The organism is Bacillus sp. FSL L8-0099 (genome assembly GCF_038006385.1).
Lineage (GTDB): Bacteria > Bacillota > Bacilli > Bacillales > Bacillaceae_G > Bacillus_A > Bacillus_A toyonensis.
On the sequence record NZ_JBBOVC010000003.1, the window covers coordinates 138,001 to 161,348 of the forward strand.

15 protein-coding genes and 3 pseudogenes are annotated in these 23,348 nt (G+C 35.8%); 10 read left to right on the plus strand and 8 right to left on the minus strand.

Annotated features, from left to right (window positions below; genetic code table 11):
- Positions 1-99: 99 nt before the first annotated feature.
- Positions 100-1,530 carry an IS4 family transposase gene (locus MHH42_RS29940; RefSeq protein WP_139138377.1) on the minus strand — a complete coding sequence of 477 codons (1,431 nt, stop codon included), beginning with the start codon at positions 1,528-1,530 and terminating at the stop codon, positions 100-102.
- 246 nt (positions 1,531-1,776) lie between these two features.
- Between MHH42_RS29940 and MHH42_RS29945 the strand changes: the two genes are divergently transcribed.
- The 5 genes and pseudogenes from MHH42_RS29945 to MHH42_RS29965 form a co-directional block, all read left to right on the plus strand.
- Positions 1,777-1,995 (plus strand): hypothetical protein, encoded by a 219-nt coding sequence (locus tag MHH42_RS29945; protein WP_000240392.1) that lies wholly within the window; start codon positions 1,777-1,779, stop codon positions 1,993-1,995.
- 124 nt (positions 1,996-2,119) lie between these two features.
- A pseudogene (locus MHH42_RS29950) lies at positions 2,120-3,550 on the plus strand (IS4 family transposase).
- 233 nt (positions 3,551-3,783) lie between these two features.
- Positions 3,784-3,921 (plus strand): annotated as a pseudogene (locus MHH42_RS29955) (IS4 family transposase); the annotation flags it as partial.
- A gap of 196 nt (positions 3,922-4,117) precedes the next feature.
- Entirely contained in the window at positions 4,118-4,825 is a 708-nt protein-coding gene (locus MHH42_RS29960) for an IS6 family transposase (protein WP_340895222.1), read from the plus strand.
- Between the two features lie 62 nt (positions 4,826-4,887).
- Positions 4,888-5,064: pseudogene (locus tag MHH42_RS29965) on the plus strand (IS6 family transposase); the annotation flags it as partial.
- A 192-nt stretch (positions 5,065-5,256) separates the two neighbouring features.
- Here MHH42_RS29965 and MHH42_RS29970 read toward each other — a convergent pair.
- Positions 5,257-6,897 carry a family 14 glycosylhydrolase gene (locus tag MHH42_RS29970; protein ID WP_098835635.1) on the minus strand — a complete coding sequence of 547 codons (1,641 nt, stop codon included), beginning with the start codon at positions 6,895-6,897 and terminating at the stop codon, positions 5,257-5,259.
- A 381-nt stretch (positions 6,898-7,278) separates the two neighbouring features.
- Between MHH42_RS29970 and MHH42_RS29975 the strand changes: the two genes are divergently transcribed.
- Both MHH42_RS29975 and MHH42_RS29980 read left to right on the plus strand, forming a co-directional pair.
- On the plus strand, positions 7,279-8,472 hold the full coding sequence (locus MHH42_RS29975; RefSeq protein WP_340895225.1) for an alpha/beta hydrolase: 1,194 nt from the start codon (positions 7,279-7,281) through the stop codon (positions 8,470-8,472).
- 448 nt (positions 8,473-8,920) lie between these two features.
- On the plus strand, positions 8,921-10,351 hold the full coding sequence (locus MHH42_RS29980; protein ID WP_340895227.1) for an IS4 family transposase: 1,431 nt from the start codon (positions 8,921-8,923) through the stop codon (positions 10,349-10,351).
- Positions 10,352-10,653: 302 nt separating this feature from the next.
- On the opposite strand, the gene MHH42_RS29985 is transcribed toward MHH42_RS29980, so the two are convergent.
- The 5 genes from MHH42_RS29985 to MHH42_RS30005 all read right to left on the minus strand — a co-directional run bounded on the left by MHH42_RS29985 (position 10,654) and on the right by MHH42_RS30005 (position 17,469).
- Positions 10,654-11,016 carry a hypothetical protein gene (locus tag MHH42_RS29985; RefSeq protein WP_016090806.1) on the minus strand — a complete coding sequence of 121 codons (363 nt, stop codon included), beginning with the start codon at positions 11,014-11,016 and terminating at the stop codon, positions 10,654-10,656.
- Between the two features lie 169 nt (positions 11,017-11,185).
- Entirely contained in the window at positions 11,186-11,365 is a 180-nt protein-coding gene (locus MHH42_RS29990) for a hypothetical protein (protein WP_098624234.1), read from the minus strand.
- A 29-nt stretch (positions 11,366-11,394) separates the two neighbouring features.
- A complete protein-coding gene (locus tag MHH42_RS29995) occupies positions 11,395-12,519 on the minus strand; it encodes a M20 family metallopeptidase (protein WP_070172737.1) in 1,125 nt (374 codons plus the stop codon).
- Positions 12,520-12,551: 32 nt separating this feature from the next.
- The gene (locus tag MHH42_RS30000; protein ID WP_340895233.1) at positions 12,552-14,006 is read right to left on the minus strand and encodes a YfcC family protein; all 1,455 of its coding nucleotides are present in this window, start codon (positions 14,004-14,006) and stop codon (positions 12,552-12,554) included.
- A gap of 1,366 nt (positions 14,007-15,372) precedes the next feature.
- Complete coding sequence (locus MHH42_RS30005; protein ID WP_340895236.1) at positions 15,373-17,469, minus strand: sigma-54 interaction domain-containing protein; 2,097 nt, start codon at positions 17,467-17,469, stop codon at positions 15,373-15,375.
- Between the two features lie 762 nt (positions 17,470-18,231).
- Between MHH42_RS30005 and MHH42_RS30010 the strand changes: the two genes are divergently transcribed.
- A complete protein-coding gene (locus tag MHH42_RS30010; RefSeq protein ID WP_340895239.1) occupies positions 18,232-19,905 on the plus strand; it encodes a M4 family metallopeptidase in 1,674 nt (557 codons plus the stop codon).
- Between the two features lie 210 nt (positions 19,906-20,115).
- Here MHH42_RS30010 and MHH42_RS30015 read toward each other — a convergent pair whose 3' ends face one another.
- Positions 20,116-20,382: a hypothetical protein gene (locus MHH42_RS30015; RefSeq protein ID WP_016090813.1), complete on the minus strand. Its 267-nt coding sequence runs from the start codon at positions 20,380-20,382 to the stop codon at positions 20,116-20,118.
- Between the two features lie 323 nt (positions 20,383-20,705).
- Here MHH42_RS30015 and MHH42_RS30020 point away from each other — a divergent pair, with 323 nt between their 5' ends.
- Complete coding sequence (locus MHH42_RS30020) at positions 20,706-21,641, plus strand: nucleoside hydrolase (protein ID WP_340895243.1); 936 nt, start codon at positions 20,706-20,708, stop codon at positions 21,639-21,641.
- A 427-nt stretch (positions 21,642-22,068) separates the two neighbouring features.
- Complete coding sequence (locus tag MHH42_RS30025; protein WP_340895244.1) at positions 22,069-23,238, plus strand: hypothetical protein; 1,170 nt, start codon at positions 22,069-22,071, stop codon at positions 23,236-23,238.
- The last annotated feature ends 110 nt before the right edge of the window (positions 23,239-23,348 follow it).

Genomic DNA, 23,348 nt, shown 5'->3' on the forward strand with positions numbered 1-23,348 from the left:
ATACACAATACGGTCTTTCCATATAGTTTTTTATTATCTTTTATAGATTTTATAAAAGTAGGCATATCAAATAAACCCTGATGGGCTTCAATTTTTTTACTATGCTATCTGATGAGTAGAAGTGGTATACTCATACACAACACCCAAAATATCAAAGACTGTCTTTTTCTCGTATCGATGAGATTTTCGTCCGTTGTGCTGTAGGAGGTTAAACAGACGAAGGAGAACCTTTGATAGCTCTTGGGTGTTTTTGTGTAATGCTTGGTGAAAAAGTGAAAAATAATCTTTAATTATGTACATCGCTTTATATTCACTTAGCTCTTTCTGTTTCTTACGCAACAGGAGTTCTCTCATTTTAAACATTGTAGAAGAACATAATAGGATGCTAATGAGTTGTCCATAAAGATGACATTCTAATCGCTCTTGTTTAATAGATTTACAACGATGAATTTGAAACCAGGATTTCCATATCTTAAATAACAGTTCTATTTGCCAACGTAGTGAGTATAAATCATAGATTTTCTCTTTTGGTACCCATTCCGTAGGAATGTTTGTCATATATACCGTAATTCCTTGTAGAAGTTTCGTACGCTCTGTATATGTAATTCCTTTTTTCTTTTCACGAATAGCTCGATCACGTAGGCGTTTTTGTTTTTGCTCCTCCGTACATTTATAAACCACAATGCGAGTAGGTAATTTGTCTTTGCTCCCTACATATACATCATGTAATTCATACACTTGGCCAGGTTGTAACTGGTTCATGATTTCTTCCAAATGAATTTGTATATATACCGGCCTCAGTTGAGCGGGTTTTGTTTTAAATACGACTGTTTCGAACTCTTTTCTATATATCTTAGTTGGTAACTTAAGACGTGATAAATAGTATCCTTGCCTATCTTGAATAGACTTAAAGTCTTGTAAACGAAAATATCCTAGATCACGAATATATAGTTCATTCTTTTGTGCCATATCTGTTCGAGTCGCACCATACGCTTGATCACTTCGTTTCCCTGGTTCAATTTTCACATCAGAAAATTCTCCACTCAACAGGTCATACTCTAGTTGAATTTTTACACCAGCTCTATGACTACATCCTCCGGCACCAGGATAAGTAGATGCAAATCGATCCGGCACTTGAAATGTTGTAGAGTCAAGGATAAGAATACGCTCAAAGTGAGCAGAAAGAGCATGAGAAATCTTAGATAATCCTCCAATTTTCGCTTGTAGAAGTGTAGTAAATACAGTTCGAAAGAAGGATACAGAAGCCGAGTTAAATCGCCGATTAAGTCCCTCAGGACTTAATAAAACTCCTGTTGAAGTTTCTAATTGACTACAAAGTTGAGTAAGAGAGGTAGTAGCGATTTGTTGATTTAACCAGACACACAAAGATAAAAAATGGTGCCCATGGCACTTGCGTTTTCGTTTCATTCCGCCTGCTTCTATAGCTAATTGATTAAGTGTAGCGGGAGACATATATCGATATAACTCTTCAGCAAATAAAGACAACTCTTGTTTTTGATGAATATTCATAAAAAGCACGTCACCCTTTCTCATTAACATAAGAGAATAGTAACGTGCTTTTAACTTCAAGAATAGTCTAAATCCTTAAGTTGATGGATGTGGGGTAACGCCCCATCGCTATCAAGCTAAAAAATAGGTTACCCCCAAAACGAAAAAATATGTTAAATTCCCATAGATAACTATCTTATATTAATTACATAACCTAGTGTATGATATAATAATATAAAGATATTGTGTTTAAAGGGGGGATTCAAATTGGTTAAAAACTTACCTTTACTAATAGTAATTTTAATACTAGGTGTAAGTTCTTCTACATTAAGTACGAACGGATACTTTTCTCCAGTTATAGAATGGTCTTTAATGATTATAAGTATTATTTTAAACATTACTGCAGTGATAGGTTTATCACTACACGTCCTTGTATATCAACCTATGAAAAGATTTGAAAAAAATTTAAAAGAGACCTTCAAATAAAATAATTATATTTGAGGTAACACCACATCGCCATAGAGCTAAAAAAATGTATCCATAAAAAGAACAAATACGCTATTCTTTCTGTAAAATCATAGGAAAGGATGGCGTTTTTATGTCTGTTTTTATGTCTGTTTCTGTGTCTGATGAATTACAACTATTTGCTCAAGAGATTCAAAGTTTTTTATCTCCAAATACCTTACGGAATCTTGCTAGAGATGTTGGTTTCGTATAACGAACCAGTAAGTACCAAGCAAAAGATTTAATAGCTTTATGTGTATGGGTGAGCCAAAATGTAGCTATGACTTCTTTAACTCAATTATCTAGCTGTTTAGAAGCATCAACAGCAGTACTTATCAGTCCTCAGGGACTGAATCAACGATTTAATAAGGCGGCCGTCCAACTTTTACAACACCTACTAGCCGAACTATTAAACAAAAAATTGACCTCATCTATGCCCATTTCTTCACCATATACTTCTGTTTTCAAGCGTATTCGTATTTTAGATTCAACGGCATTTCAACTTCCAGATCCTTTTTCATCCGTTTATCCAGGTGCAGGAGGATGCAGCCATACAGCGGGAGTAAAGATTCAGCTTGAGTATGATTTATTAAGTGGACAGTTTCTTCATATTCATACAGGTCCAGGGAAACAACATGATCGAACCTACGGTTCCCTGTGTGTTCCAACTGTGACAGCGAATGATTTATGTATCCGAGATTTAGGGTATTTTCATTTGAAAGATCTTCAACACATACAAGATAAAAAGGCTTATTATCTCTCACGTATCAAATCGAATACACGTATTTATCAAAAAAATCCTAATCCTGATTATTTTCAAGATGGCAGAATCAAGAAAGGTACAGAGTATATCCAGATAGATGTGGAGGTTGTAATGAACTCTCTTCAACCAGGACAAACATGTGAAATATCCAACGCTTATGTAGGAATGACTGATAAAGTCCCAACTCGTGTGATTGTTCATCGACTAACAAAAGAACAACAACAAAAACGATTACAAGATCAAACTGTAAGAGAAAAAAAGAAAGGAATGAAGTATTCTGCTCGTAGTAAACGACTTAGCGGTATCAATGTATATATGACAAATATCCCTACAGATATTGTCCCGATGGGACAAGTACATGATTGGTATTCTTTACGTTGGCAAATCGAGATTATATTTAAAACTTGGAAATCATTCTTTCATATTCACCATTGTAAAAAGATAAAACGAGAACGATTGGAATGCCATTTGTATGGGCAACTGATTGCCATTCTACTCTGTTCTTCTACCATGTTTCAAATGCGGCAATTACTTCTTATGAAAAAGAAACGAGAACTGAGTGAATATAAGGCCATATATATGATTAAAGATTACTTTCTTCTTCTTTTCCAAGCTATACAGAAAGGCACTCAAGAACTATCAAGGATTCTAATTCGCTTGTTCAATCTCCTACAGCAAAACGGGCGAAAATCCCATAGGTATGAGAAAAAAACAGTCTTTGATATTTTAGGCATCGTATACAATTATTCCATGTCTCATACTCATGCAGCTTAATTTTAAAAAAGCAAAACCCATTAGGGTTTATTTCGTATGCAATTCTTTAAATAATATACAATTAGTCATTAGAACATAGGGATTTTTTCACCTGAAATTGATTTTACATAACCTTAGCTTGATAGCGATGGGGTACCGCCCCACATCCATCAACTTAAGGATTTAGACTATTTTTGAAGTTAAAAGCACGTTACTATTTTCTTATGTTAATGAGAAAGGGTGACCTGCTTTTTATGAATATGCACCAAAAACAAGAGTTATCTTTATTTGCCGAGGAGCTATATCGATATATGTCTCCCGCTACACTTAATCAATTAGCTATAGAAGCAGGCGGCATGAAGCGGAAATACCATAGGCACTATTTCTTATCTTGGGTGTTTTTGCCCAAAAAAGAATTGTAATAACAAGCTGTCATTAAACCCCTTATACCAAAAGGTTGGCAAATATCCAATCTTTTTTATGTAGATAGGCTCTCTGGTTCTGGTGCAAAAACTATAAGGCTCATGTAACGAATCTCTGAAACTTGGACATACTGATACTAGTACTTTAAAAAAGGACGTGATTAGTATGAAAAAGCAAAACTTATTCAAGTGGAAACACTATCAGCCTGAACTAATCTTATTAACAGTAAGATGGTACCTGCGGTACAATTTAAGCTTTCGTAACCTGGTGGAAATGATAGAAGAACGAGGAATATCAATCGCTCACACAACCATTATGCGTTGGGTTCATCAATATGGGCCTCAATTAGAAGAGAAAGTAAGATATCATCTTAAATCAACAAATGACTCATGGAGAGTTGATGAAACCTATATCAAAGTAAAAGGTCAATGGATGTATTTATATCGTGCTGTAGATTCCAGAGGAAATACCATTGATTTTTATCTTAGTAAATCAAGAGATAAACAAGCAACCAAGTGCTTTTTCAAGAAAGCTTTGGCTTTTTCGTATGTTTCTAAACCTCGTGTGATAACGGTAGATAAGAACCCTGCCTACCCTGTAGCGATACAAGAGTTGAAAGAAGAGAACCATATGCCCGAAGGCGTACAACTAAGACAAGTTAGATATCTTAATAATATAGTGGAACAAGATCATCGTTTTATCAAGAAACGTGTGCGTTCTATGTTGGGGGTTAAGTCATATAAAACAGCAACTTCTATATTGAGTGGTGTAGAAGCCATGCATATGATAAAAAAGGGGCAAATTGATTTACAGAATCAGTCTGTCCAAAATCAGAAAGAGTTCGTCCACCGAGTGTTTGGACTTATAGCATAAAATACGATTTCGTTAGGAATCTACTATCATCCATGTTCTTTTGCATATATTTGCACCAGAACCGACATATCAAGCGACGTTTTTCCAAATCCGCAGAATTTCAAAATCTTCTTCATGCTTCACGTACCTTGAAAGGAATCGAAACGATTCATGCTATATACAAACAAAAGAGAAGTCACATTCCAGACTTCTCTTTTTCGACGTACAATGAATTACAGCAATTATTTAAAACGGGTTAAACTATAACCACATGTTGTAAACGGATTTATGTTTTTTCAAACTTTGCAACAGAACTTTCATACTGATCACGACCTTTTGTAGATTGATAATATCAGTATGTCGAAGTTTTATAGATTTTTTGCCCCAGAATCGTTTGCTCTTTATCACTGTTTACTTCAACAAAAATTAAAAGCTTTTTTTTAGCAATGAAACTACCACAAATCCGTATACACAGTAGAATTCGCCGGAATTGGCTTCCAATATTGCTGATTTGGCTGCCATGCTTTAATCGTTCCATCTTGGCGCTTAATAAACGCTTTGAATTGAACATTTCGCTCAGCTGGTAAGTAAACTGTGCCTCTCCAATCCCCATAAGTAGAGTTGTACGATAACTTAATAGGATATAGCGTTGTATCCCATTGCCCTAATTCAGCACGATCTCCAACAATATACACTGTATCTCCAGTAGTTGTTGGTGCATTTTTTACAACGATTGTTTGCGAAGTAGGAGTAACTCCTAAAGTATCTTTGAACTGCGCCATCAATGTATTATTGTACATAACATCTTGATAACGAAGCAGTGTGAATCCCGCAAAGTTATAATTAAAAGCCATTTCAGCTGCTTTCTTATATTCATTGTCGCTTCCTATGCTTAACGCATTTTCGCCATTTAGGACAATCCCTTTTTCATTCGCAAGCTTAGCTACTTGTTGTACAAGTGATTTTGGCATTGAATATTCTGGATATGTTCCCTTATCTGACATTTCTAAGCAGGTAAATGTTAAATCTAATTTTGCACTCTTAAAAGCGTCTAACAAACTACTATAATCATTATATCCCGCTGGCTTTTCAGCGCTGTGCGGAAGATTTGGATTGTTGTATTGCCAATGAACACCGGCAACTTTTGCTCCAATTGGTACGTGGAACGTATTATCAAATGCAGAATGCGCTAATTCACCTATCAATTTTGTATGCTCTTCTAACACACCTTCATACCACTTTAAGAAATCTTCACCGTACTTTGTTTGATAGCCGATTGTCAAAAATTGATTTCCATCAGATGGAGGAAGTACTTGTGACATAGAAATTAAGTTTGTCCCCCAAGCTTTGTTTATTCCTGCTAAAGATCCATATTTTTGCAATGCCCAAGAACAAAATTGCTCTTTCGCAAATTCCGTATAAGCTTGAAACTTTCCTCTAGACGGGTAACCTGATCCATCGGCCGACGTATAAGATGGGTAACGTGTTTCTCCAGCCGGACCGCCCGATAAATAAATCTTCGAAATGACATCTTTATACGACGCCATCGCCTCTGCAAAAGCATTATATAGTTCACCGTACTGCTTTCGAATTACATCTGAAGCTAGCGGATTTAATGTTTCTTTATTAATCGTTCCTGTTTCCGATTTAAAATACAAACTATCATCTGATTTTTGATTCCATATCCAAGAAGGAAGTGGTACATTACAATCATCTCCAACATTACCGCCGCATTGATGCGTTGAAATAATCGGAATCATTTTCATACCAGCCTTTCTTACAGATTGTGCAAAGCGCTGCGCATAAGAAAAATCAAATTGTTGATCTCCATTCTTCTCCATATCTCCCCACCAAAAATCAACAGTAATGGCAGAGAAACCGTTTTGTTTTGCCCAACGTAAATCATTTTCAAACGTCTCCCATGTCATCATATCCGGTATTTTCTTTAGCGGTGCCATAATATATGCTTTGTAATTTCCGTTCATTGATTGCCCGTTTACAGCTGCATAACTTTGGCTTGGAAAAATTGAAAAAGCAAACAATATAAAAACAGATAACGTGGCAATACTACAGCCTTTTAAATATTTTTTCATACGCTCTCTCCTTTTCTGAAAATTAAGACTACCAATAATAAAAACTTGAATGAAGGCAAAGGATTTCATTCTATATTTGTAATTACAAACACATATGTATACGTTTAGATATTATCATTTATTGCAACCGCTTGCATTGTTTTTTTCGTATTTTACTAGCTTTTTATATATGGGGTCACCATACATCGCTATCAACTTAAGAAATACATTCTTCCCCAAAACAATAAAAATGAACTTCGGTGCTATAAAAAACACAAAATTTCCGTTTAGGGGGTATTTGCTTTTCTTAGCTTGATAGCGATGCGGCGAGACCCCTTAAATAGCAAATGAGATTAAAATACTTTATACTTAAACTTTAAATAATATGGAGGTTAAATAAAAATGAAACATACAACATCTTGGATACCTAGAGGCATTATACAGTGGATTTTGACCATCCTAACATTAGTAGCATTCCCTATCATTGGCATAATATCGTACTATATTCTGAATCCAAGTGATATGGATAAATTAATGAGTTCACTCGCTTGGGCCACAGCGTTATTTCCAGTGTCTCTATCAATTGTAACATTGTTCATAATAGTTCTTTTAATACTAGCTTTTTGGAAAAAAGCCAAAATTGCACAGGTGATTTTAGTACCATTGTCACTACTATTAATCTTTCTAACTGTACAGCCACTTACTAGTATGTTGAGCTATGCTAACAGTAAAGACGCCACTGTTTCTCTTAGTTCCCACTTTTTCAACAGCCAAACTATATCAACAAAACCCATGGAGAATGTAGTGTATGGAAAAACTACGGATGGTATTGAATTAAAGATGGATGTGTGGCCAGCCAAAGAGGCTTCAAAAAACAAATTAAAGCCTGCTGTTGTACTAGTGCATGGAGGAGGATGGGTATCGGGTGATAAAGGGGAATCTTCACACTGGAAACAATGGCTAAATGACCTAGGATACACTGTTTTTGACGTACAATATCGTATGCCCCCACAAGCAGGATGGAAAGATGAAGTAGCAGATATCAAATCAGCACTAGGATGGGTATTACAGAATGCAGATACCTATCAGATTGATCCGAATAAAATAAATGTAATGGGGGAATCGGCAGGAGGGAATCTCGCTATGTTGGCTGCTTATAGTATGGGGGAAGAACAGTTACCAGCCTCAACTAATGTTCCAGAAGTACATGTTAACTCTGTCATTAACATGTATGGGCCAGCAGATATGACAATGTTTTATAATGATAATCCGAGCACTAATTATGTACACGGTGTTATGGAAGAGTATATTGGAGGCACTGTTTCACAGTTTCCCGAACGATATAAATTACTTTCACCTATCAATTATATTCAAGACAACACACCACCGACCATTACATTATTAGGAACAGGTGATCGTATAGTTCCAGTAGAACAAGGTGAAATGTTAGACAAAGAACTGACTGTGAAAAATGTAGCTCATGAATTCTACCTTCTTCCAGGCGTTGACCATGGATTCGATATAAACACAGGTAGTTTGAGTACTCAGTTTGCAAAAGAGAAGGTTACGGCATTTCTTCAAAGATATAATAAATAGACATATAAATTATCCATTTAAAAACAATTAGGCAGACTAAAATTTTTAGTCTGCCTAATTGTTTAGAATAGGGACTTTCAAAGAAACTATATCATCCATCTTTGTTTTTAAATATCTATCATGAAGTGATTTACAACCAAGTAGCATTACTACCTATTTTCATGTCTTTTTGTATACATCGATTCGTTCCATAGCTTCTCCTCCATTAAATAATTAAAATCTACATTATATCTTATATTAATGAAATCTTTAAAATGCAACTAGTACCTAATACAACACAATTTATAGAAAGGAGTGAGGATGTGAATATAGTAGAACGATTTTCTTTTTATCTGGAACAGGAAGGGGTCTCGCCACACATCCATCAACTTAAGGATTTAGACTATTTTTGAAGTTAAAAGCACGTTACTATTTTCTTATGTTAATGAGAAAGGGTGACCTGCTTTTTATGAATATGCACCAAAAACAAGGGTTATCTTTATTTGCCGAGGAGCTATATCGATATATGTCTCCCGCTACACTTAATCAATTAGCTATAGAAGCAGGCGGGATGAAACGAAAACACAAGTGCCACGGGCACCATTTCTTATCTTTGTGTGTATGGTTAAATCAACAAATCGCTACTACCTCTCTTACTCAACTTTGTAGTCAATTAGAAACTTCAACAGGAATTTTATTAAGTCCGGAGGGACTTAATCGACGATTTAATTCGGCTTCAGTAGCCTTCTTTCACACTGTATTTACTACACTTCTACAAGCTAAAATTGGAGGAGTATCTAAGATTTCTCATTCTCTTTCTTCTTATTTTGAACGGATTCTCGCCCTTGATTCTACAACCTTCCAAGTTCCAGATCGATTCGCGACTACTTATCCTGGTGCCGGAGGATGTAGTCATACAGCTGGTGTGAAAATTCAACTAGAGTATGACTTGTTGAGTGGAAAATTTTCTGATGTGGAAATTGAACCAAGAAAACGAAGTGATCAGGCATATAGTGCGACTCGAACAGGCATGGCACAAAAGAATGAACTATATATTCGTGACTTAGGATATTTTCGTCTACAAGATTTTAAGTCTATTCAAGATAAGCAAGGATATTATTTATCACGTCTTAAGTTACCAACTAAAATATATAGAAAAGAATTCGAAACAGTCGTATTTAAAACAAAACCCGCTCAATTGAGACCGGTATATATACAAATTCATTTGGAAGACATCATGAAACAATTACAACCTGGCCAAGTGTATGAATTACATGATGTATATGTGGGGAGTAAAGACAAACTGCCTACTCGCATTGTGGTTTATAGATGTACCGAGGAGCAAAAACAGAAACGCCTACGTGATCGAGCTATTCGCGAAAAGAAAAAAGGAATTACATATACAGAGCGTACAAAACTTTTACAAGGCATTACGGTATATATGACAAACATTCCTACGGAATGGGTACCAAAAGAGAAAATTTATGATCTATATTCACTGCGTTGGCAAATTGAACTGTTATTTAAAATATGGAAATCTTGGTTTCAAATTCATCGTTGTAAATCTATTAAACAAGAACGCTTAGAATGTCACCTTTATGGGCAACTCATTAGTATTCTATTATGTTCTTCTACTATGTTTAAAATGCGAGAACTCCTGTTACGTAAGAAACAGAAAGAGCTAAGTGAATATAAAGCGATGTACATAATTAAGGATTATTTTTTACTTTTTTACCAAGCATTACACAAAAACACCCAAGAATTATCAAAGGTTCTCCTTCGTCTGTTTAACCTCCTACAGCACAACAGACGAAAATCTCATCGATATGAGAAAAAGACAGTCTTTGATATTTTGGGTGTTGTATATGAGTATACCACTTCTACTCATCAGGTGGCATAGTAAAAAAATTGAAGACCGTCAGGGTTTATTTGATATGCCAACTTTTATAAAATCCAGAAAAGATAATAAAAAACTATATGGAAAGAACGCATTTTGCATAAAAATATACCTTAAGTTGATGGATGTGGGGTACCGCCCCATGCCCATCAAGCTAAGAAATTAAGTCGCCTCCAAAACAAAAAATCTCACTTCTGATCTGAAAAAAGATACGAAGTGAGATTTTTTTGGATACTACCAATAATGATAGGTTATATAAACCTCACATGAAGAATTGCTAGTTCACATAAATTGGTTAGCGGAAATTAACAATAGTTTCCTTCTTCATCAATCCCAATTGGATAATATGGCATAGATTTTATAATCTCATACAGTTCTTGGTGCGTTCCTGATAACCAATCTGTAACAAAATTTCTCGGATTAGCGTACCCTTCACCTAGCATATTTAATTCTTCACATTTCAACCAATATTCCCTAAAGACAGCTATAATTCGTCCTTGATTAGAGATAGGTCCAAATATCTCTTGAATCCATTTTTCTAACTCTTTCTTATTTTCAAATTTATACTGATTTATCATACGAATTCTTTCAAATCGTTCTTTTTCTTCGATAACAGCCTTGATTAGTTCAAAAACATAATCTTGAAATAACTCATCGTATTTAGACATTCTTAGTTTCTCCTTCAAAAATCGAATCTGTTTAGTTTTAACTTACGAAACATGTAAAATAAAAAGTAATATTAAATATATGTATATCTCATACAAATCGAGTTAACATAACTCAAATAAAGGAACCTACTTATAACAATCTCCCTTGTCAAGGAAATCAAAAATACGTTCAATATTTTTTTGTTTCAAATCTCATTGAAGAATGGATTGCATTAAGGAAGATTTCAACTTTTGCATGCTCTTTGCCTAGTAAACTATTGACTTTCAAAGTAAAATCAATAGTTTGTTGTATTGCAACATTTTTTGCACCAGAACCAATTTTCTTATGTAGAAAAAATCCAAGTATCAAATTGCCACTTCCATTTTTATTTATTAAAATTAGAGCTTACGAAGAAGGTGGTTAATCAGAGCAGCCCTAACAGGAAGTTGATTGATTTCAATATGCTCATTTTCGGCATGGTTACCTTCTCCCACTGGACCTAACCCATCTAGCGTTGGAATGCCTAATGCGGAAGTGAAATTCCCATCACTGCCCCCACCCACTGATTCCTCAGTCAAGTGAAACCCTAATTCAGATGAACATGTTTTTGCCAGATCAAATAATTTTTCATTTTGAGCTGTTCTTTCCATTGGCGGGCGGACAACTCCACCTGCAACCTGTAAGGATATCCCTTCCAGATGCGGCTTTAGCCCATGAATGATTTTCGAAACACGCTCCCCCTCACCGAACTGGCTGATTCGTAGATCCACATTCAGTTCCGCTTGTTCTGCTACCACATTTAAGCCACTTCCTCCTCGTACCACACCGACATTTAGAGTTGTGTCCAACTCATAATCGGTAAGTGAGTGCAAGAATAAAATCTGATGAGCCATTTCCTGTATCGCGCTGATTCCATCCTGATGATCCTGCCCTGCATGCGCTGCTTTTCCTTTAATCTGGATTGAAAACTTGCCAACTCCTTTTCGGGCTGTTTTAAGTGCACCTGTATGTGGCGCTGCCGGCTCCGGAACGAGAACAACCTGGCTCTTTAAAGCTTCCTGTTCGATCAATGCCCTAGACGTGTTGCTTCCAATCTCTTCATCGCTAGTGCAAAAGAAAACGATTTTCTTGTTTAAGGAAATCTCCAACTCACGGCAGGCTTTCAGCGCCCAAAGAGCTTGGATAATTCCTCCTTTCATATCTAGGATGCCTGGTCCATACGCCTTGTTCCCTTCTACTCGGTAGGAAAGTCTTCCTACTTCACAAACAGTGTCAAAATGGCATATGATTAAGATTTGGTCATCGCCTTTCCCATAACTAAACCGGAGGTGATTCCCCGCATGCTCTTGGGGAATCACTTCCGCCTCAATGTCAAGATGCTTCTTAAACAGCTGTTGAATTACTTCTCCACATTGATCCACCCGTACTTTCGAATGCGAAGGCGACTCAGCTAGCACAAGTGTTTTTAGATCCTCTAAGATCTCTTCTTGGTGTTGCTTTAAATATTCTAGTACTTTATCCATATTTGAAATCCCCTTAATTAATGGTCAATTTTTTAGAAAGGTCCCCAGTTAATCATCACACCGATAATGATGAAAATACATGAGAGGACAAACCAAACTGCCGTTAATGGAAGCATGAACCTCACCCATTTTCCATAAGAGATGCCACTCGTTGCTAGTATACCCATCAGCACACCGGATGTCGGATTGATGGTATTTACTACTCCTTCCCCCAACATAACTGCTTGAACAACTACTTGACGTGTAATATGCAGCAAATCTGCCAAAGGAACAAGAATCGGCATCAACACAGTAGCTTCCCCGGAACCTGAAGAAATCAAAAAGTGTAGAGCTGCACTTCCAATAAACATTCCAATCGAAGCAGCCATCGGAGACAACGGTTCAAGGAATTGGGCCAACGCATTGACGATGGTATCTAATATCCTTGCATCCTCAAGGATTAAGCCTACGGCTCTAGCCATCCCGACAATAAGAGCTCCATAGACCATTTTTTTACAACCTTGAATAAATGTCAATGCAATATCATTTGCACTCATTCGAGCGATCAAACCGGCGCCGATGGCAATAAAAATGAAAAGACCAGCCATTTCATTTTCCGTCCATTTAAATTTCTGAGAGAAAACGATAAAACCTAGCAAGGACAATCCCGCAAACGATAAAATTAGCTTTTGCTGCAAGGAAACCTTTACCGTAGTCTCTACTTCCGCACCTTTCACTACAATCCCAGAAGTGAACGATTCTGAGCCAAGGATGCTTTTGGTCGGGTTCTTTCGAATCTTGCGTGCATACAAATATATATATATAAGAGTAGCGGCCAAAAATGCTAGGTAGATAATAATCCGGTAGCCCATTCCCGAGAAAAGCGGAAGTTCGGCAATACGCTGGGATAGCCCAAGCGTTTGAGGAGCAAAAACAGGTACGTTCCAACCAGCAAAAGTTCCTAGATAAATAAGAGAAACGCCGAAAATAGGATCCAATTTCAATTCACGTGCGATAAGTAATCCTAACGGAATGAAAGCGATTACAGCATTGACCAAAATCCCAGTCGTTCCCAAAACAGAAAATAGAAATCCTACAGGGATAATTAACAACAGTAAACGATTCTTGAATCGAGTAAGGGTTGACTTAAGAAGCGCATCGATTGCACCCGATTTTTCAATGACTGCTAAGGCTCCGCTTGTAAATAAGATAAGGAAAATAAGCGGCGCACCTTTTACCATTCCGTGTTGGATCGTAGTAAAGAAGTCTATGAAACCTGTGGGATTTGAATCAATATAATGAAAACTTCCAGGTACCGTTAGGGTGACATCTCCTTTTTTTATCTTGTCAAATGCACCTGACGGTAAAATGTATGTGGCAATAGCGCAGATCAATGCAACAAAAAATAATAGAACATAAGCGTCAAGCTGTGCGAACCTTCTATTCTTATCTACTTTCTCATGAGCGGCTGTCTTTTCAACTGCTGTTTCTTTCCTAATTGATTGCATGAAATTTCCTCCAATTCCGAAATTCTTTTTTCATCTTACTCCTCTTTTTTCCTTTGGTGCTTTGAACCCCTTATTTTGATTGACTCTTCAATAAGTCATCTCCTCTTTTCATTGTGTTATAAACTTCAGAAGTCACAGTTTATTAAAGCAAGAATCATGCCAACTTTAATTGATGAGAATATTCTACCAAATACTGATATTCAGTCAATTTTTAAGTTGTTTTATTAGTATCGGGTCAGTTTTTAGGTTGTTTTATTGGTTATTTTATAACCTAAAATATAACTATTACTATATTATCGATTCATAATAGCAAATTAAATCTTCCGTCCAAAGAAAAATTTGGTGCCAATAAATGTATTTAAAAGTAAGGTACTCTTGCCGAAAAGGCGGATTCGTATCCCTCACGATTGTCCAATCTCTATCATAATAACGCGGATAATGAAAGGTGACGCTGACCAAACGCAAAAAAACCACAAAAGACATATTATAAAAATTAAAAAGATGATTCTTCTACTTTGAATTGCAACCGAATTTTTAGCAACACTCTAATCTATCATTTTAGCCAAGAAGACTCCCTCCTCAAAGAACGTGAAAAGGATATCCCAGTGAGTAGTAGGGAGATAAATTGGCTTTTTGAATAAATAGAACTCGTCTGTTGGCTGTCGTTCACCTATAACATTCAAGAGTCGCAAAAAGAAAAAAACATTAAACTTGTAGCACGAAAACCAAGTTTCAAATTGAAAACAAGACTGAAAACCATACCAATTTCGTATCAACCGTAGGGACTATGGGGGTAGCCTTCTAAATAACTAGCGGTTACGCTGGTGTTCGTAGGAATCTCATACTTCAAGCGCAGCTAAGTGGGGGCAAAAGCTTCAGCTACTAAAAAAAATCATTTACACGCCGTATGTTTTATGAATGAAAAAATCCGAAAGTATGCAAATTGCGAATAATAAATTGCATACTTTCGGATTTTTAATTTTATTCTTTATTTTGTTACGGTACCCTTTAGCCACGCATGAAGCACAAAAATCAGCAATTTACCACAGAGAATGAAAATGGTTTGGGACTTTCAATACTAATTATTAATCCAGTCAATCTAGTCCATAGATTCATGAGGCATTTGGCGCTCTTCATTTTTTATTAAGAATAAACTACGCCTATTTAAGCATTACCTTTTATCCCAATTTACAGAAGTTAATTTTCATGGTAGCTGAATAACTAAACAAATATCACTTTTGTAAAATAGGCCCTTCAGGTTTCCAAAGGGATTAAAACCCTAATCAAAAACTTCCCTATTTGTGAGGTTTTAAATTTATGTCCTTTTACTTAGGACAGACAAACAATAACCACTAGGGCATCTTCCTCAATTAATTAATTTCTTTTTGATACTTTGTAAAACCTGTATCCCCATAGGAGTGATCGTTGTACCTTGCTTCTTGACACCTACTGCGACACATCCACATCGTTTGAGAATCGTTAGCTTATAGCGAATTTGAGCTTCGGATAAGGGATGGGAGAGCAATGAGCGTAAAACAGTTCGTCCCACCCGTTCCTGCCGTTTACTCATATTCCACAAGATCGTCAATATATCTTCATAATCCATTAGGGAACCGTGACGTGACAAGAATTGAAGGATGTCCTCCCTTTCCACTGTTTCGCCTTCGACTGTTGGATCGTGAGGAGTTGACAAGATAAGGCTATTATTCAATATACGTTCAGGAATATGTTGTAACTTCACTGTATCTCCTTCCACGATTACCATCAGATACTTAATGAAATTTTCCAACTCCCGAATATTACCTGGCCAGCTGTAGTTTAAAAGAACATTTTTTACTTCAGGTGTAAATCGTAGTTTTCTCCCATTATCGTAAAAGAAATAGTTAATGAGGATAAAAAGATCCTCTTGCCGTTCTCTAAGATTTGGGATATTTAACGGCAAAACGTTGAGTCTATAGTACAAATCTTCCCGAAAAGCCCCCTTAGACATCATACTATTCAGATTTCGGTTTGTAGCAGCGATCACCCTGACATTGATGGGAATTACGCGATTTCCTCCTATCCGCATTACCTGCCGCTCTTGGAGCACACGCAGCAAAGCTGCCTGAATACTGAGAGGAGCATCCCCAATCTCATCCAAAAAAATGGTTCCATTATGGGCCAATTCGAATAGACCCATTTTCCCTCCTTTTTTAGCTCCTGTGAAAGAACCCCCTTCGTATCCAAACAATTCACTTTCTGCCAAACTTTCTGTAAGGCCAGCAAAATTGACCGGGACGAATGGTCCATCCCGCCGAGTGGAATACCTATGAATCGCTTGGGCAAATACTTCCTTACCTGTACCATTTTCTCCTGTGATCAATACGGTAAAATCACTTTCTGCCAGTCTGACAGCAACCTGTTTCACAGAGGTGATGGAATCGCTTACACCGATAATGTTTTCGAAAGAATATTTTGTCGTCAATCCCAGTCTGCTGCTATTTTTGCGGATTTCCTGTTCGTTTCGTTGGACAATTGTGACATCTTGAAACGTAACAACGACGCCCATCAAATGCCCATCCAGCATCATGGGAACTTTGGTAACCAGAAGAACCTTGTTCCGTATCTCCAATAATTGATTGGACTCCTCCACATGAGACTGAAAAATCTGATTCAGGTTAAACTCAGAAATTACATCCCAGTACGTCTTTCCAAGGCAATTTTCTGCAGACAGGCTGAGGATCTTCTCTGCTTCTTCATTAAAAACCGTAATGCGTCCCCATTCATCCATACTGATAATTCCTTCATGAACAGCATTAAATACGGATTCCAGCTTTTGATTTAACCGTTTCTCATTGTTTACGGAATTGGCTAAATTCCTTCCAAGGCGGACAAAATCACTGAAAAACTCCGCAGTATAGAAATGCGCATTTTCTATAGGAAGATTTAATTGTTGAGCAATATCATAAATCGTTGTCAAATCGATCGGGCGTATGTCCAAATCAATCACTTTATCAATCGTCTCCGGGATAAGTTCTTTTAATCCATGAGTAACCGCTACTTCGATACTCTCAAGTACAGGCTGGATTTCCGCTGGCTGCGGAACGTATGGAATAAAGTGCAAATGCTCAAACCCCAGACGATTCAAAAGCTCAATAGCATCTACAATCGTGTCCATACTATTCGATACAAATAGACATTGGGTTCCCGGAGCTAATTCCATCAGTTGTTCGAGCTTTGGTAAACAAACGGTTCTTCTGGCAAACAGTGTCCGCTCATGGAGTGGTTTCGGTAAACGATCCAATATACTTTCGGCGGAAACTAGAATCAGTTCACACTCATCCACTAATTGGTTATCTAGCTCTCCGTGCTCATGAACAGTATAAATCTGAATATTGGAACCAAAAAACATTCTCAGGTTAGTCTCAAAGGTTTGTGCTAGCTTTTCCCCTCTTGTTAGCAGTAAAATGCTTGGTCTCCTCATTTTTTTCTCCTCTTAAAATTCCTTTTTTAGAATAAGAATAACCTAAAAACAAATCTAAAACCATACCTAATAAAAAATGAAACCCGTTAGGGTTTATTTGATATGCAGAATTTCTAATAATCTACATTGGTTTTTTAGAAAAAGAAAAAGTTTCTTTTAAAACTCATCTTTCCTAACCTTAGCTTGATAACGATGGGTCAGCACTACATCCCTATCAAGCTAAGGTTTTGAAGTACCCCAAAATGAAAATTTTCTTGCTCTGCAGGTAGTGATTTGGAAAAGTCAGCTCTTTTTTGTTTTGGGGGTGTTTATTTTTCTTAAGTTGATGGCGATGTATGGTGCCCCCTACTAGGGAACTATCAAAACATAACTTTTCAGGTAGTGATTTTGCTACTATTTGTATATGAATAAGCCAACAGGTAGCGAGTGATTCCTCAATTCGATTGTGTAGTTAACTAATTATTAAATGATATTTGATTCCCCTTCTCGCTTAAACCATCATTTGAATTTTTTATAAAACATTTATTTTTCATATTATATTTATTTAATATGAAAAATTGCATATTCATTATAAAAACCTAGAAAAATCAACAGTTTAAGGTCTTTTACACCAAAATATAAGTAAACAAACCGAAATAATTTTAATAATATCCCATTTTTTACAATTACCTACCTTTACAGGATGTATATATGAAAATATAATTTTTAAAAAATATAAATATTCTGTTTAAAGCAGGATTTAAAAACAAAGGAGAAGAAAAAATGAAGAAATCCGTCGTTACATTACTAGCAACTGGAATGGTTTTAGGCGCTCCATTTTCAAATGCCTTTGCAGCCGAACAAGTATCACAGCAAGAAGCTTTGAACAAAATGGAAGTCGTTCAAAAACAGTGGAATGATGAAAAAGGAAATCCATCCTTCCTTTCAGGTGAACTATCTGATAAAAAGGTAGCTTCAGAAAAAGCAGTAAAATCGTTCCTTGAAGAAAATAAAGAATTATTTAAAATCAACCCACAAACTGACTTAACACTGAAAGAAGTAAAGTCAGATGATTTAGGAATGAAACATTATGTGTACATTCAATCTATTAATAAAGTTCCAGTTGATGGGGCACGTTTCATTGTTCATACAAATCGTGATGGAAAAGTAACAACAGTAAACGGAGACGTACATCCCGCTGCTACTGACCGTATGAAAGGAAATACAAAGGCAAAGATTTCAAAAGAAACTGCCCTTTCAAGTGCATGGAAACATATTAATCTAGCAAAAAAAGATACATTGGTAGAAACAAATGGTACTTCGTTAGAACAAATAAAAGAACAAGCAAACTCTACAAATGAAAAAGCAGATTTAGTTATTTATGAAAAAGACGGGAATTATTACTTAGCTTATAAAGTACAATTACAATTCTTTAAACCTTATGGAGCAAACTGGCAAATCTATGTAAACGCAGCAGATGGAACAATTGTAAAGTCATATAATGCAGTTACAGATGCAGATACTCCGCAAAAAGGCTATGGTAATGGCGTACTTGGGGATCGAAAAAGCCTGAATACAACTTACAGCAGTCAATATGGAAAATACTATTTAAAAGATACAACAAAGCCGATGAACGGTGGCTTCATCGTTACAAATACAGTAAAAAATGCTACCAATTGGCAAGCCCCAACTAATTACTCTCTATTCGATGCAGATAATGCTTGGGTAGATAAGAGCCAAGGTCCTGCAGTTGATGCTCATTTTAATGCAGGAAAAGTATATGATTATTATAAAAATGTTCATAACCGCAATAGTTTTGACGGAAATGGTGCAACGATTCGTTCTGGAATTAATTTCGGAACCAACTACAATAATGCATTCTGGAATGGACAACAAATGATTTATGGAGATGGTGATGGTGTTGAATTCGCACCGCTGTCAGGTTCGCTTGATGTTGTCGCACACGAACTAACACATGCGGTAACTGAAAAATCAGCTAATCTTGAGTACTTAAGTCAATCCGGGGCACTAAATGAATCTTTTTCTGATGTATTTGGATATTTTGTTGATCCAACCAACTGGGATTTAGGAGAAACTGTATATACACCAAAAGTTGCAGGAGATGCACTTCGCAGTTTATCAAATCCTGAAAAGTATGGCCAACCTACTCATATGAATAACTATCAATATTTACCAGAAACAGATGAAGGAGATAATGGCGGCGTACATATCAATAGCGGTATTCCAAATAAAGCTGCTTATTTAACAATCACTTCTATTGGTAAAGAAAAAGCAGAAAAAATCTATTACCGTGCTTTAACAACGTACCTTACAGAAAAAAGTGATTTCAGCGAAGCACGTGCTGCTTTATTACAATCTGCTGCTGATTACGATGGTGTTAATAGTGCGACATATCAAGCTGTGCAAAAAGCTTGGAATGACGTAGGAGTAAACTAATAGTTTCATTGATAGAAGAATATAAAAGGACAAACTTGCTAGGAGTACCTGGCGAGATGTCCTTTTTTCACTGTATTAGAGGTATGACACATGCCCATCAAGCTAACAAAACAAAATTTTGTGCTAACTTGTTAGTAAAAAGCTCATTTTTTCGTTTTGGAGTATTTGCTTTTCTTGGTTTAATGGTAATAAAGTGATACCCCTACTAAACTACCCATTATCTCCTATAATCCAAATAAGAGGAATAAAAAATACTAACACGTTTAACATTATTCCGATTTTTGCCCAAATATTTTTGTTTTCTATATATGATAAAACAGCTAGGATAAATCCAATCGCACAAAGAAATGTTGTTGAAAAAATCGAAGCTCCAAATAATGCGGTTAATATGATTCTGTATTTAACATTAATAAGACATACCATTAATAAAATAGGTATTACAATTGATATGCTTATATTTATACTACTTTTTTTCATCATAATATCCCTTTCTAAAATAGCATATGAAGAGAGCACAAATCGAAGGTTCTTTATAGGGTTACGGCCAGTATTTCGGAAAAACCCCACAAGTTAAATAAGTAATAAAAAGTCAATTTTATTTCTACATAAACTAGTTTTTTCTAAACAAACATGTCTATTATCACATGTTATTACATTAATATAAACATTTAAATGTAGACGAAAAACTCCAACAATAACAATTTTTAGAAATATAAATCATAAATATATGCTCTTCTTACATATATAATACAGAGCTTGTCTTATTAAATATTAAGTTATGTAAGAAGGGAGAATCCCCCTTGAAAAAAGTATTATTATTTGGAGACCCAGGTATAGATGATTCTTTGGCAATTATATACGGTTTATTGCATCCTGAAATTGAGATTGTTGGAATTGTTACAAGTTACGGAAATGTTACAAAAGAACAAACGACTCGAAATGCTGTTTACTTATTGCAATTAGCTGGAAGAACAGATATCCCTGTTATCAGTGGTGCTTCTTTACCATTTTTTGATGGTTTCACTGCTTATTATCCAGAAATACATGGTGCAGAAGGACTTGGACCTATCCAACCACCAGAAAGTGTAGCATCAATTCCTATTCATAATTTTAGTCTAATTCTGTCAATTATTGAAAAATATAAGGAAGAATTAACAATTGTTGATGTAGGTAGATCCACTTCTCTTGCAATCGCTTTAAACCTTTGGAAAGAAACAATGCAAAACATAAAAGAAATATACATAATGTCCGGGGTATTTCTTCAACCAGGAAATGTCTCACCTGTAGCTGAAGCAAATGCATATGGTGATCCAGTTTCAACCCGGTTTGTAATTAATCAATCTAAAAATTTAACAATAATTCCTTTAAACGTAACAAATTCAGCTATTTTACTTCCAAATGAAGCAGACTATATTGCAGAACACACTACTACCCCATTTAAATCATTAATTAAACCAATTTATGATTATTATTTTAGTGCCTACAAAAAATTAAACCCTAGTATTAAAGGCGCTCCTTTACATGATATTGTTGCGATGAGTGCAATTGTCAATCCAGATTTCCTTCAATATATGTATCGAAAAGTAGAGATTGATTTAGAATCTTTAAGGGGACAGACTGTCGCAGATTTTCGACCAGGTGCAAAAGCTGAGGGAACTAGAATTGGATTGAAATTAAATCAAAAACAGTTTATTAATAATTTCATGGAAATTATTATAGATAGAGGAACAAATTAGAAAATGAATTTACCCATTCGTATGTAAAACATTATGATATAATAAATTTTCTTTAAATAGTATACAATATACCTAAAAAGAGTATGTATGCATTTTTTTGTAGGATTTTTAAGTTACTTAGTACTTACAATTGGGTGGATTTTTTTATTAATGATGTGGTATGCACTATTCTTTTTGTACAAACTCTACTATTTTATTCATACTAATCAAGAATCCTAAGAGACACAAAATGTGTCTCTTTTTTGTGCACAACTAACTGGCCCCCATTCCAAAAAAAGATGTTACGGTTGAACGGAATTCCAATCAATTTCTTGATATAAAGGAGAATAATTAATATTTACCGAAATCATTTTACATGCTGAAAATAAAAGGAAGTATATATCATTTGGTCTAAAAATTATTTTGAAATGTAAAGGAGTGAGATTAAATGAGTATACATGAAGTTTTGATATCTAGAGCTAATACAGCTGTAGTAATGAAATCAGGAAATGATTCAACGGCTTTCATTGGGGGGAATCCTTTTAAAACAATTAATGGCGCCATAACAGCAATTAATGCAATAAGTGCCACTGGAATAACGATTTTTGTGTTTCCTGGAATCTACGATGAGACAGTAGTCATTCCAAATGGAAATTCATTAAGAGGGATTAGCTTGTTAACTGTAATGATTCGTCAACAGAATGTAACCTCGAATACAACTGTGTTAACAATGGGTGAAAATACAAGGGTTGAAGATATTACTGTACTATTAACTTCAGTTAATCATGTCAATTTAACAGGGGTTGCTTTTCCGGGTACCACATCATTAACAGCTAGATTACGAAACGCAGTTGTAACAGTAGATAATTCAACTGCATCAACCAGCGGAACTTCCAATGTTTATGGTATTCATTCTTTTGGAACAGGAACTCCTGATGAAAGTATAAGTACAGTAAGAGCTTCCACAATAACGACTAGATCAATTGGTCTTGGAAATAAAAGAACATTATTAGTTAACACGAATCCACATAACTTTCATTGTCGTGATATTAATTTAATTACTACTAGTTCAGGTGGATCGGGATCATATATTGGTGCAGAAGTTAATCGGGCTGGAGCACAATTAAGTTTACGTTTAGCATCTATTCAAGGTCCTACTGCGGATATATCTCAAACTGCCGGAACTTTGGTTTTAAGTTCAACAAATCTTCAAAATTCAAATGCTAACAATTTTGGTTTTTCTACAATTTCACAACCTACATTCCTTGTTTGGGCAGATCCTGGTAGTTTACCAAATAGTGCGACTCGTTTTTATCGACCTGGGACGGCTGCCGTTTCAATTACAGAAGCCTTTCTACGATTAGGCCAAAAAGCCGTAATAAAATCTTTAGCAATTCAGGCCTTAACTGGACCTGGAGGTACAAACACGGTCACTTTGACAATTCGAAAAAATGGTGTAGATACACCTCTTACTGTTTCACTAACTGGTACTCAAACTTCCAATATAAATAATGATATTTCGGTGACATTTCTAGCAGGTGATCGTATTTCACTAAAAGTAACGACAGGAGGTGCAAATGCTACAACAGATACTGTAGCTCAAGTTGAAATTTTCTAATATGTATATTCCCTTAGCGTACAAGGAGACGTGTAAAAAACATAGTTTTTGCAAAATTGTATTCTTCTTATCTTAAACAGAAGAAGAAAAGCGTGAACATTATATTTATC